Genomic DNA, 11035 nt, shown 5'->3' with positions numbered 1-11035 from the left:
CGAGAAGCCGGTGCAGGATTTCAAGGTCAACGGCGAGTACGTCAATACGCCGGAGAAGGGCGTCGTCGGCATTCCGTTCCTCGACGAATATGTGGAGCAGGCCGCGCTCGAATTCCTCGACGAGGCGTCCAAGTCCGACAAGCCGTTCTTCATCAACGTCAACTTCATGAAGAACCACCAGCCGAACATGCCGGCACCGGAGTTCGAGCATAAGTCGATCTCGAAATCGAAATATGCCGATGCCGTCGTGGAGCTCGATACACGGGTCGGCAATCTGCTCAAGAAGCTCGACGAGCTGGGCTTGGCCGAGAACACCATCGTCTTCTACACGGTGGACAATGGCGCCTGGCAGGACGTCTATCCCGACGCCGGCTACACGCCGTTCCGGGGCACCAAGGGTACGGTCCGCGAAGGCGGCAATCGCGTTCCCACCATGGTGCGCTGGCCCGGCAAGATCGAAGGCGGTTCCAGGAGCGACGATGTCCTCGGCACGCTCGATTTGATGGCGACCTTCGCCTCCGTGGCCGGCGTGGACCTGCCGAAGGAGGACCGCGACGGTCAGCCGATCATCTTCGACAGCTACGACATGACGCCGGTCTGGACTGGGAAGGGTAAGTCGGATCGTCCGGCCTGGTTCTACTTCACGGAAGATGAGCTGTCGCCGGGCGCGTGCGTGTGGACCAGTTCAAGTACGTCTTCAATCTCCGCGGCGCCGACGGCGCGGAGACGGGCGGTCTCGCGGTCGACACCAATCTCGGCTGGAAAGGGGCGAGCGAGTATGTCGCCACCGTGCCGCAGGTGTTCGATCTCTTGGCGGACCCGCAGGAGCGCTACGACATCTTCATGACCACGTTCACGGAGAGTACCTGGGCGGTCGTCCCGGCCAACGAGTCTGTGGCGAAGCTGATGAAGACTTACGTGAAGTACCCGCCGCGCAAGCTACAGAGCGAGACCTATACAGGGCCGATCACCATCTCGAAATACCAGCTGTTCAAGTCCCTCCAGGAACAGCTGGCCAAGGATGGTTTCAGCATCGGCCTGCCTACGGGTAACTAAGCTATAAGACGGGCGGCCCGGCGATGGGTCGCCTGTCTTTTTTTGAGCTAATATCTCCACGCTTACCAAGGAGAGGAACCCCTATGAAGCGAATGAGTCATCTATTGGTTTGCTGCGCGCTCGCCGTCTTGGCGGCCGGGGCAACCGCGTCTTACGTGCAGGCCCAGCTGGGGAGTGGCCGGGCTTTGCTGATCTACAAGGAAGGCGTGACGCCGGAACAGGAGAACAAGGACCGCGCGGCGTGCAACGAATGGGCGATCCAGCAAAGCGGCTTCGATCCGTCGGCCATCTTCGCGGCTCAACAGGCTGGCGTCAGAACCAGGACGATCTTCGAGGTCGCGGGAGCGATGGACATCGCGACCGGCGGCGCGGATCCCCGCTGGGGATCGGGCGCGTTTGGTGGTGCGACCACGTCCGCCGACAAACGCCGCCTCGCCGAGCTTTACAACGCCTACCTCCGGGCCGGGGCGCTTTGCCTTGAAGGCCGCGGTTACGCCGTTGCTAGATAGGAGCCAAACCATGCGATCTGTGATTTTGAAAGCGGGCCTCGGGCTCCTCTGTCTGTTCGCCGTGCCGGCGTCCGCTTCGGCGGCTAGCGGCACCTATACATGCGCCTTCACCGACATCTTTGAATGCGTGGACGTGGAGGGCTGCAAGCGCGTGCCCAACGACGATGTCAATCTCCCGCCCGTGCTCAAACTCGACTTCGACAAGAAAGTCATGACCTCGGACGATCTGGACCAAGACCCGACAGACATCGATATCAAGGAGATGGTGGAGGCGGGCGATCTCGTTCTGCTGCATGGGATTGGCCGCAACGAAGTCTCGCCGCGCTCCTTCAGTGCGGCCATCTCCACGAAGACCGGAAAGTTCCACGCCGGCATCACGACCGGGGACGCGACGCTCGCCCTGGTCGGTGATTGTGTGGACGGTCTCTAAGCGGAATACGGGTAACGGCGGGCGGGTATTCAACTGCCCGCCGTTCCAAGACTCAGCTGGCGCGTTGCAGCCCAATCAAATCGGCTAAGGGTATCCGGGGCCGGGCCTTGGGAGGCTTCGGCTGCTCGGCCTTCGGGGCTTGCGGTTGCGGCTGCGCTTTGGGCACGTCCGCCGTGTTGCCGAGGCGCTTCGCTTCGGCGCCGATGAGCCTATTCACGGCCTCAAGGTTGGCCTTCAAACCCTTGAGTTTGCTCTCATGCTCCTTCTCGATCTGCTCGACCTCACGATCGAACGCGGCGCGCGCGGAACTCATCTGGTTGCTAAGGAAATTGATGCGCTCTTGCAAATCTTCGCGGATGTCACGCATTGACGGTTCCCCTCTGATGTGGATTCGGCAGGGCCTTAACGATCATGCCGATCGTTGGGTTCCCTCCAGGGCCGCATCAAGGCGACAGGACGACGACTTTGGGGTGTGGACTTGCCGGCGCCTTCGCGCTTCCCTGCCAGCCCCAACGGAAGCTTGAGAGAGACGGTGGCGCGCCGCAGATCCAAATCCTCGCCGCGGGCAAAGGCTTCGAAGCCGCTCGCGCCCAGCCCAAGGCGCCTGAGAACGAAGGCGACGCCCCGCCACGCCATAAGTTCAGGTTGTGGATCGCCGCGGGGCTCGCGGCCGTCGTGGTCGTTGCGGCGGGGCTCGGGCTGGACTATCTCGCGCGCGCGCCCTCGAAGCCCGCGGAATTGGCCCCTGAGAACCTTGCCTTCGTCGGCACCGAGACCTGCATCTCCTGCCACCAGGATCAAGCCGCCCTGTGGAGCCCGTCGCAGCATGCCCACGCCATGGCGCACGCGAACGACGAGACCGTGTTCGGCGATTTCGACGATGCCACCTTCGAGTATTACGGCACGACATCGCGCTTCTTCAAAAAGGACGGCAAGTTCTATGTGGAGACCGACGGGCCGGACGGGACGCTCGGCACGTTCGAGGTCAAATACACCTTCGGGCTCGAACCCTTGCAGCAATATCTCATCGAGTTTCCGGACGGACGCGTTCAGGCGCTGACCATTGCCTGGGACAGCCGGACCGAGGAGGAGGGCGGCCAGCGCTGGTTCCACCTCTATCCGAACGAGCATATCGGCCACGACGATCCGCTCCACTGGACCAAGCTGAACCAGAACTGGAACTTTATGTGCGCCGAGTGCCATTCGACCGGCGTCGCCAAGAACTACGACCCGAAGACGGACAGGTTCCACACCACTTGGAAGGAGATCAGCATCGGCTGCGAGCCTGTCACGGCGAGGGCTCGGCCCATGTGGCTTGGGCGAAAGCATGGTCGCCGTTCGGCAAGGACGACAACGCCATGGGCCTGCTCGCGCGCTTCGATGAGCGGAGCGGCGTCACCTGGACGCGCGATGGGCCGACGGGGCAGCCCAAGCGCAGCACGAAGCCCGAGCGATTGCGCAAAGAAGTCGAGATGTGCGGGCGCTGCCATGCGCGGCGCGGCATCATCTCCGAAGCCTTCGCGCCGGGCAGGTCGCTGTCGGACAGCCATCAGGTCTCGCTCCTCGCACGCGGGCTCTATCAGGCGGACGGGCAGATGCTGGACGAGGTCTATAATTACGGCTCGTTCAAGCAATCCAAGATGTTTGCCGCGGGCGTCACCTGCAGCGACTGCCACGACCCGCACAGCGCCAAGCTTCGCGCCAAGGGCGACCAGGTCTGTCTGCAATGCCATGCCGGCAGCTATGCGGAAGTCAGCCACACGCATCACGAGGCGCCGACGCGCCGTCCTGCGTCGCCTGCCACATGCCGGCCCGGAAATTCATGGTCATCGACGTGCGCCACGATCATGCCTTTCGCGTGCCGCGCCCCGACCTGACCGAGACCCTCGGCGTCGACAATGCCTGCACCGATTGTCACACGGACAAGTCTGCCGGTTGGGCGGCCGCGGCCATCGAGAAGTGGTACGGTCCGGAGCGCAAAGGCTTCCAAGACTTCGGCCCGGCCTTCCATGCGGCCTGGTCCGGTGCCCCGGACGCGGCAACGCTTCTCGCAAGCGTGGCCGCCGACAAGGCTACGCCGGCCTTCGCTCGCGCCAGCGCCCTTCAGGAGCTCGCGGCTATCCGTCCAGGGAAACCGCAAGCTTGGTGCGCGATGGGCTCGCAGACCCCGATCCGCTGGTGCGTCTTGCCGCCCTCGATCATTTGGAGACGGCGCCGCCCAACCAGCTCTGGCCTCTGATCGCGCCGCTCCTCGACGATCCCGTGCGGGGCGTCCGCATTCAGACCGCGTTGCTGCTCGCCGGCACGCCAAGCCAAGGCCTCTCCGAACGGGACCGGACGCGGCTCGCGAAAGCGGAGAAGGAATTCGTCGCGGCGCAAATGCTCAATGCCGACCGGCCGGAATCGCGCGCGCTGCTCGCCCGCTACTACGCACGCAAAGGCGAGGTCGCCAAAGCCGAAGCCGAATACCGCGCGGCGCTGCGTCTGAGCCCGCATTTCGCGCCGGCCGCCGTCAACCTTGCCGATCTCTACCGCCAGAGCGGCCGCGATCAAGACGGCGTCGCCGTTCTGCGCGAGGCGCTCGAGCTCTCGCCGGACGATGGCGGCCTGCACTACGCGCTTGGCCTGGCGTTGGTGCGTCTCAAGAAGCCCGACGAGGCTGTCGAGGAACTGCGCATGGCCGCAGCGTTGGAGCCCGGCCGCGCCCGCTATGCCTATGTCTATGCGGTCGGGCTCGAATCGACCGGCAAGCGCGCCGAGGCGATCGCGGTATTGGAGGAGAGCCTGCAGCGTCATCCAGGCGACCGCGACACGTTGCTGGCGCTGATCAACTTCTCCCGCGCGGCCGGCGATCCGGCCGCCGCGCTCCGCTATGCCGAAAAGCTCGCGGCGATCGAGCCTGACAACGAGGGTCTCAAACGAATGATCGCCACGCTCAAGGAAGAGCTCGGCGGGTAGGAGAGGCGCGTCAAATGGCTTGCGCCTGAACGATCAGCCAAACGCCGAACAGCAGAACCAAGGCGGCGCTGCCGATTTCCAGCCCGCGCCCGAGCCGTTCGCGCAAGCCTTCCGTGCGCGAGAAGAACGCCATCAGCCGTCCGCGTGACACGGTCGCGGTGACCGCCACGGCTGCGATGGTCACGACCATGCCGGCGGCCATGGCGGCGATCACCACCAGTCCGGCGCCAAGCAGGCCGCGGGCGAGCGCGTAGGCCATGATGAACGTCGTCAGGGGGCAGGGCACCAGCCCTGTCACGAAAGCCAGAACACGGCCATTACCGGAAGGCGCATGCTCATGGGCGAATGCACTCGCCCGCCACAGTAGGAACGCGCCGATCAATACGATCAGCGCGCCGCTCGCCGTCTCGAATTGCGGTGTGCGCCCGCCATACGCAAACGCTCTGCTGATGACCGCGAAGCCCGCAAGAATCAGCACGATGGCGATGCCGACATGCGTCAGCGCCAGGATTGCCCCATTGGCGATGCTGGAGGCGAGGCTGCCTTTCTGTCCGAGGTGATAGGAGAACAGCACGGTCTTGCCGTGCCCCGGCATCAGCGCGTGCACCACGCCGAACATCATGGCGGCGCCCATCGCCGCGATGATGGCCCAGGGATTGCCACCGGCCACGTCGCCGAGTCCGCGCGCCATGCCTGATGGAGCCACTGTTGGAGGGCCATCACGTCGTGCATGGAATGGGGGTGTTACACGGGTGCACGCACGCGGCAAGCGACGCGCGCAAGCCGCGCGGCCGTCGGCAGCATACGGAAGCGGTAAGGCCTAGCGGAAGAACGGGCTCGACTGCCACGCCGGGGTCGGCTGGCTCAGACCGGGCGCGGGGATCGCGATCGAATTGCCGTAATCCGACACGAAGCCGGTGTCATCGGGGCTGCTCGCATAAGGCATGGCCAGCGAGCTGCCCTCGAACTGAGGCAGCGTATAGACCGGGTTCAGGCCAAGCGCCTCGGCCGGGCTCTGCGGCAACTCCGCATCCTCGCCTTGAATCTCGAAAGCCTGCGCGCCCGCCGGCAGCAAAGCCAGACCAGCGGCGCCGCAAAGCGCTAGGACAAGAGCTCGTATTCTCATTGTTCCCTCTAAGCCGCGTTTTTCGCTCGATTGGTGCAATCCTAGCGTGATTTGCCGCGCTATGCCAGACGTGGATCGGGGTTCTCCCGGTGCAGCCAAAGAGGCGTTGCCTGACCGCAACACCCTGCCTTCCGCCCCAAAGGCCTTGAAGACGCGGCAAAAATTGCGGCGGAGGTCGCATGCGGATAAAAGCGATCCGTCATGGCCCCGCGCATCCTCTACGTCGTCACCGAAGACTGGTACTTCCTGTCCCATCGTCTGCCCATGGCGCGCGCGCAGCAGCGGCCGGGTTCGAGGTCCATGTGGCGGCGCGGATCCGGGAGGGCAAGACCGGCATCGAGGCCGAAGGCTTCGTGCCCCATCCGCTCGCCTGGAGCCGGGGCAGCCTCTCTTTGCGCGACAGCTTCGCCGCCGTGCGCCAGCTCAGGGCGCTCTATCGGGAGCTGAAACCGGACATCGTCCACAACGTGGCCCTCAAGCCGGTTCTGCTCGGCAGCATCGCCAGTCTGGGCTTCGGCGAGACGGCGGTGGTCAACAGCCTGACCGGCCTCGGGGCGCTGTTCGTGGACGGCAGCGGGTCGAGCGCCTTCACCCGAAAGATTGTCGAGTTCGCGCTCGGACGTCTGCTGCGGCGGGCGCGGAGCTGCACCGTCATGCAGAACCCGGAAGACCGCGACTTTGTGAGAGACCTCGGCGTCCCCTCCGGCCAGATCGCCATCATTGCCGGCTCCGGGGTCGACATCGAGAAGTACCGGGCGCTTCCCGAACCGCCCCCGCCGGTCACAGCCGCGTTTGTCGGGCGCATGCTTAAGCACAAAGGCGTCATGACCCTCATCGAGGCTTACCGGCGCGCGACCGAAGACGGCGCGAAGCTCCGCCTGCTGCTCGCCGGCGATTGTGACTCGGAGAACCCGGGCTCGCTCGTGCCCGAGCAGCTGCGCGAGTTTGCGAGCCTCTATGGCATTGTCTGGCTCGGCCACGTGGCGGACGTGCGTGAGGTCTGGGAGCAAGCGCACTTCGCCGTGCAGCCCTCGCGCGGCGGCGAAGGACTGCCCAAGAGCCTGCTGGAGGCGGCTGCCTGCGGCCGCGCCATGGTGGCGACCGACGTGCCGGGCTGCCGCGAGATCGCGATCCCCGATCAGACCGGCATACTCGTGCCGGTGGACGATGCGGACGCGCTGGCAAAAGCGATGCTGCGCCTCGCCGAGGACAAGAGCTTGCGCGAACGTTATGGCGCAACAGCGCGCCGCCTCACAGAGACGAAATTCTCGTCCCGTGCCATCGGCCAGGAGACCGTCGCGCTCTATGATCGTCTGATCGGGCGCTAATGTGCGGCGCCATTTTCCGCGCGCATCATGCGCACGATGCCGGCATGGGTCTCGACGCTTGGCTGCCAGCCGGTCTCCATCAGCTTTGACGCATCGATGACGAAACGGCCGGAGACCCGCTCCCAATCGGTTTCGCGGCCGAACGATTTCATCAAGCGCTTGACCGCGCCTTGCGGCACGCTGACGAGGTGCGGCGGCTTGCCGAGGCCCTCGCGCATGGCGCTCACCATGTCCGCGACGCTGATCGGCCTCGCGTCGGCCACGAGATAGGTCTCGCCTTCGGCTTGCGGCGTCTCCAGCACATGCGCCACCGCCGAGACCAGGTTCTCCAGCGCCAGCAGGGAGCGCTCGTTGTCGAGCCCGCCGAAGGGCAGCGGCATCGGCGTCTTGGCGATGGTGGCGAGCGCGGCGATATTGCCCTTCACGCCTTTGCCGTAGACCACGGCCGGGCGCAGCACCGTGTAGCGGACCCCGCTCGCCGCCAGCAGGCGCTCGGCCTCGAGCTTGGAGCGGCCATAGGTGTCGGTGGGCTCCGGCGTATCCGCCTCGGTGATGATGTGCTCCGCCGAAATCCCCACTTGCGCCCGCACCGACGACATCAGCACGAGCCGCTCGACCTTGCCTTTGGCTTGCTGCGCCAGTGTGCCGACGGCCTCCGCATTGATCTGCGTGTAGACGTCGTCGGGCAGAGTGCCCGGCGCGTGGGCGATGCCGGCGAGATGAACGACATGGGTCACGCCGGCCAAAAGGGGCGACCAGTCCAGCGAGCCCACGAGATCGGGGATCTCCACGCGTTCCACGTCGCTCGCGGCGATGATGCGCGCGGGATCGCGCGCCGCCGCCCGCACGGCGTGGCCCTGTTTGGCCAGCGCGGTGACGAGCGCCTTACCGATGAAGCCGGAGGCCCCGGTGATGAGAACGCGCTTCGTCATCAGCGTCCCTTCGCAAAATTGAACAGCACGAACCACACGCCGGCGAGACCCATCAACAACGCGCTGATGTCCGCGGCGAGCGTCCGCGCCAGGGCCGCCGCAATGGCCAGCGTCATCAGCCACAGCCCGAGCCAGAACACCCGCGCCGTGACTTGCGGCACGCGCAAACCTTGCGTCACCGCACGCTGGTAGAAATGCGAGCGATGCGCCGAGAACACGCGCTCGCCGTTCCGCAAGCGGCGAAAAAAGGTCAGCGCGGCGTCGGCGAGCGTATAGAGCGCGAGCAGGATGGCGGAAACGATATGCGCCTCCGCCACGTAGATGAGCATATAGGCGAGCACCAGGCCGATCGGCAGGCTGCCCGCATCGCCGAGGAAGATCCGCGCCGGGTGCTTGTTGAACGCCGCGAAGCCGAGCATCGCGCCGAGCAGGGTCAGCGCCAGGACCCCGATGCTGACCGGCAACACGCCGAGCCCGCACAGGATCGCCGCGCCGAGCGTCATGGGCACGACCTGGGCAACGGTCATCCAGTCGAGGCCGTCCAGAAAATTGATGGCGTTCACGAAGCCGACCACGCCGATCACCAGAAGCGCGCGTTCCAGGCCAAGCGGCAACAGATCCGGCAACAGGCGGAAGTCTTGCGGCATCAGCAGCACGACACCGAGGGCAACGAGCGCTTGTGCCAGCAGACGCCACGACACAGCGAGCGCATGGGCATCGTCCAGTCCGCCGACCACGGTCAGCACGGCCGCGCCCGCCAGCACGGGGATCAGACTGGGCGGCGGCAGCGTGGCGAACAGCAGGAGAGCCGTACAGACCGCAAGCAGCGCCCCCATCACCCCGTAGCCCGCGCCTTCCGGCGTGGCGGTGGCGTGCGAGGAGCGCTCGTTGGGATGCGCCAGCAGGTGGCGGGCGAGCAGGGGCTTCAGCAGAAAGATCAGCCCGGCGCTGAGGACGGCGCTGGCGGTCACGACGGCGACGCAGGAAGCGAAATCGGCCTCGAACATAGGCTCAGTGCACGTCCGCGATGCCGGCTGCCACTCGTCCTTGCCGGCCGCGACCGCGTGAACCGCGCCTGCCGGCACATAGCCTTCCACGGTGGTGCGCAGCATGTCCTGGAGTTCGGCGAGATCCACCTGCTGGATGGCGTCCTCGACCCGCTCCAATGCCGCGAGCAAGTCCTCGTAGGGGAGGATCGGCTCTGAGGTCTTGAAGATGCGCGGATGGTTTGTGCCGGTGGCGTTCTCGCCGATAAGCAGCTCCTCGAAGAGCTTCTCGCCGGGCCTCAAGCCACGTATTCGATATCCACGTCCCCGTCGGGGTGGCCTTCGTCCCGCACGTCGAGCCCGGAGAGACGGATCATGGTGCGGGCAAGATCGTCGATTTTCACCGGGGTGCCCATCTCCAGCACGAACACCTCGCCGCCGGTCGCCATGGCGCCGGCCTGGATGACAAGCTGCGCGGCTTCCGGGATCGACATGAAGTAGCGGATCACCTCCGGGTGGGTCACCGTCACCGGCCCGCCGGCTCGGATCTGGTTGCGGAACAGCCGAACCACGGAGCCCGACGAGTCGAGCACATTGCCGAACCGCACCATGGTGAAGATGGTGCTGCCATTATCCAGGGCGAGCGCCTGCAGGATCAGCTCGGCGAGGCGCTTGCTCGCGCCCATGATGTTGGTCGGCCGCACCGCCTTGTCGCTCGACACCAGCACGAAGCGCTCGACCCCAAGCTCCTTGGCGGCTTCCGCCACCACCAGCGTACCGAACGTGTTGTTCTGCAATCCGGCGAACGGGTTCACCTCGACGATCGGGACATGCTTGTAGGCTGCGGCGTGATAGATCACCTCGACGCCGTTCGTTTCGATGGTGCGCGTCACGAGCTTGCGGTCGAGCACCGAGCCGAGGATTTGCACCACGGTTGTCACGGCCCCGGCGCCGTCGCCCTCTTTTTGCAGGCGCCGCTGGATGCCCTCGATCTCCAGCGAGATTTCGTACAGAGCCGCTTCCGAGACGTCGAACAACACGAGCGTCTTCGGGCCGAGCCGCAACAGCTGGCGGGTAAGCTCCGAGCCGATGGAGCCGCCCGCGCCGGTGATCATCACGGCCTTGCCGTGAACTTGCGCGGTCAGCAGCTCCAAGTCGGGGGCCACCGGATCGCGGCCGAGAAGGTCCTCGACGTCGATCGGCCGCAGATCGCTCACCTCCACCCGGCCCGAGGCGATCTCCTCCAGCGCCGGCAGCGTCTTGACCGTCACCGGGAAGGCTTCGAGCGCCTTCAAGGCAAGGCGGCGCTCGCCGCGCAGCGCCGAGGGTGTCGCGAGCAGAACCTCATCCACGCTTTCATCGGCGATGACCTTGCCGATCTTCTCGGGCCGCAGCACCTTGACGCCGTGCACCACCTGGCCGGCCAGCGACGTGTTGGAGTCGATGAAGGCGACGGGACGGTAGCCGCCGGTCTCGTTCAGCGCGCGAAGCAGTTGGATGCCGATCGGGCCCGCGCCGTAGATGATGACGTTCTTCCGCTGATCGGAACGGATGGGCTTGAATTGGGGCGCGGCCTTGAGCAGCAACGAGGCAGCCCATTGCCGGCTGAGGCGAATGAGGCCGGCGGCGATCAAGGCGTAGATGACGACGACGGACCGCGGCTGCCCTTTGATGCCGCTCATGAGGACGATGAGCGCCCAAAGCACCGCG

At 65.6% G+C, this 11035-nt stretch carries 13 protein-coding genes and 1 pseudogene; 7 read left to right on the top strand and 7 right to left on the bottom strand.

What is annotated here, in order from left to right; genetic code table 11:
- The 3 genes and pseudogenes from AUC71_RS12030 to AUC71_RS12020 form a co-directional block, all read left to right on the top strand.
- Window positions 1–1056: pseudogene (locus AUC71_RS12030) on the top strand (sulfatase-like hydrolase/transferase); the annotation flags it as partial.
- Between the two features lie 185 nt (window positions 1057–1241).
- On the top strand, window positions 1242–1565 hold the full coding sequence (locus tag AUC71_RS12025) for a hypothetical protein (protein WP_141701655.1): 324 nt from the start codon (window positions 1242–1244) through the stop codon (window positions 1563–1565).
- 10 nt (window positions 1566–1575) lie between these two features.
- Window positions 1576–1995, top strand: coding sequence for a hypothetical protein (locus tag AUC71_RS12020; RefSeq protein ID WP_141701654.1), 420 nt, complete (start codon window positions 1576–1578; stop codon window positions 1993–1995).
- Window positions 1996–2047: 52 nt separating this feature from the next.
- On the opposite strand, the gene AUC71_RS12015 is transcribed toward AUC71_RS12020, so the two are convergent.
- Together AUC71_RS12015 and AUC71_RS21365 are read right to left on the bottom strand one after the other, a co-directional pair.
- Window positions 2048–2362 carry a hypothetical protein gene (locus AUC71_RS12015; RefSeq protein ID WP_069624454.1) on the bottom strand — a complete coding sequence of 105 codons (315 nt, stop codon included), beginning with the start codon at window positions 2360–2362 and terminating at the stop codon, window positions 2048–2050.
- A 35-nt stretch (window positions 2363–2397) separates the two neighbouring features.
- Window positions 2398–3198, bottom strand: a complete 801-nt coding sequence (locus AUC71_RS21365) for a hypothetical protein (protein ID WP_244500935.1) — start codon at window positions 3196–3198, stop codon at window positions 2398–2400.
- A 107-nt stretch (window positions 3199–3305) separates the two neighbouring features.
- Between AUC71_RS21365 and AUC71_RS21360 the strand changes: the two genes are divergently transcribed.
- Genes AUC71_RS21360 through AUC71_RS21350 form a run of 3 tightly spaced genes read left to right on the top strand, consistent with a single transcriptional unit; the run spans window position 3306 to window position 4953 of the window.
- Window positions 3306–3872 carry a cytochrome c3 family protein gene (locus AUC71_RS21360; protein ID WP_244500934.1) on the top strand — a complete coding sequence of 189 codons (567 nt, stop codon included), beginning with the start codon at window positions 3306–3308 and terminating at the stop codon, window positions 3870–3872.
- Entirely contained in the window at window positions 3818–4234 is a 417-nt protein-coding gene (locus AUC71_RS21355; protein ID WP_244500933.1) for a hypothetical protein, read from the top strand. Before AUC71_RS21360 ends, AUC71_RS21355 begins: the two co-directional genes overlap by 55 nt.
- On the top strand, window positions 4174–4953 hold the full coding sequence (locus AUC71_RS21350; protein ID WP_244500932.1) for a tetratricopeptide repeat protein: 780 nt from the start codon (window positions 4174–4176) through the stop codon (window positions 4951–4953). The genes AUC71_RS21355 and AUC71_RS21350 overlap by 61 nt, the downstream gene beginning before the upstream one ends.
- 10 nt (window positions 4954–4963) lie before the next feature.
- Here the strand turns inward: AUC71_RS21350 and AUC71_RS12005 are convergent, their stop codons facing one another.
- Both AUC71_RS12005 and AUC71_RS12000 read right to left on the bottom strand, forming a co-directional pair.
- Complete coding sequence (locus tag AUC71_RS12005; protein WP_069624453.1) at window positions 4964–5644, bottom strand: nickel/cobalt transporter; 681 nt, start codon at window positions 5642–5644, stop codon at window positions 4964–4966.
- A gap of 129 nt (window positions 5645–5773) precedes the next feature.
- On the bottom strand, window positions 5774–6079 hold the full coding sequence (locus AUC71_RS12000) for a hypothetical protein (protein ID WP_141701653.1): 306 nt from the start codon (window positions 6077–6079) through the stop codon (window positions 5774–5776).
- 179 nt (window positions 6080–6258) lie between these two features.
- Here AUC71_RS12000 and AUC71_RS11995 point away from each other — a divergent pair, with 179 nt between their 5' ends.
- A complete protein-coding gene (locus tag AUC71_RS11995) occupies window positions 6259–7407 on the top strand; it encodes a glycosyltransferase family 4 protein (RefSeq protein WP_083238322.1) in 1149 nt (382 codons plus the stop codon).
- Here AUC71_RS11995 and AUC71_RS11990 read toward each other — a convergent pair.
- From AUC71_RS11990 to AUC71_RS11980, 3 genes are all read right to left on the bottom strand, one after another.
- On the bottom strand, window positions 7404–8339 hold the full coding sequence (locus tag AUC71_RS11990; protein WP_069624451.1) for an NAD-dependent epimerase/dehydratase family protein: 936 nt from the start codon (window positions 8337–8339) through the stop codon (window positions 7404–7406). The genes AUC71_RS11995 and AUC71_RS11990 overlap by 4 nt on opposite strands.
- Window positions 8339–9628 (bottom strand): MraY family glycosyltransferase, encoded by a 1290-nt coding sequence (locus AUC71_RS11985; RefSeq protein ID WP_141701652.1) that lies wholly within the window; start codon window positions 9626–9628, stop codon window positions 8339–8341. The genes AUC71_RS11990 and AUC71_RS11985 overlap by 1 nt, the downstream gene beginning before the upstream one ends.
- A partial coding sequence (locus AUC71_RS11980; RefSeq protein ID WP_069624450.1) for a polysaccharide biosynthesis protein occupies window positions 9625–11035 on the bottom strand: 1411 nt, incomplete at its 5' end. The genes AUC71_RS11980 and AUC71_RS11985, both read right to left, overlap by 4 nt.

The sequence above is a fragment of the Methyloceanibacter marginalis genome (assembly GCF_001723295.1).
GTDB classification, from domain to species: Bacteria; Pseudomonadota; Alphaproteobacteria; order Rhizobiales; family Methyloligellaceae; genus Methyloceanibacter; species Methyloceanibacter marginalis.
This window is presented reverse-complemented; position numbering and strand designations above follow the sequence as displayed.

Bases quoted from the DNA above. Each gene is read 5' to 3' on its own strand.
- AUC71_RS12020 (WP_141701654.1), top strand. From the start codon at position 1,576: ATGCGATCTGTGATTTTGAAAGCGGGCCTCGGGCTCCTCTGTCTGTTC.
- AUC71_RS12015 (WP_069624454.1), bottom strand. From the start codon at position 2,362: ATGCGTGACATCCGCGAAGATTTGCAAGAGCGCATCAATTTCCTTAGC.
- AUC71_RS21365 (WP_244500935.1), bottom strand. From the start codon at position 3,198: ATGGCACTCGGCGCACATAAAGTTCCAGTTCTGGTTCAGCTTGGTCCA.
- AUC71_RS21355 (WP_244500933.1), top strand. From the start codon at position 3,818: ATGGTCATCGACGTGCGCCACGATCATGCCTTTCGCGTGCCGCGCCCC.
- AUC71_RS12005 (WP_069624453.1), bottom strand. From the start codon at position 5,644: ATGGCGCGCGGACTCGGCGACGTGGCCGGTGGCAATCCCTGGGCCATC.
- AUC71_RS12000 (WP_141701653.1), bottom strand. From the start codon at position 6,079: ATGAGAATACGAGCTCTTGTCCTAGCGCTTTGCGGCGCCGCTGGTCTG.
- AUC71_RS11995 (WP_083238322.1), top strand. From the start codon at position 6,259: ATGCGGATAAAAGCGATCCGTCATGGCCCCGCGCATCCTCTACGTCGT.
- AUC71_RS11990 (WP_069624451.1), bottom strand. From the start codon at position 8,339: ATGACGAAGCGCGTTCTCATCACCGGGGCCTCCGGCTTCATCGGTAAG.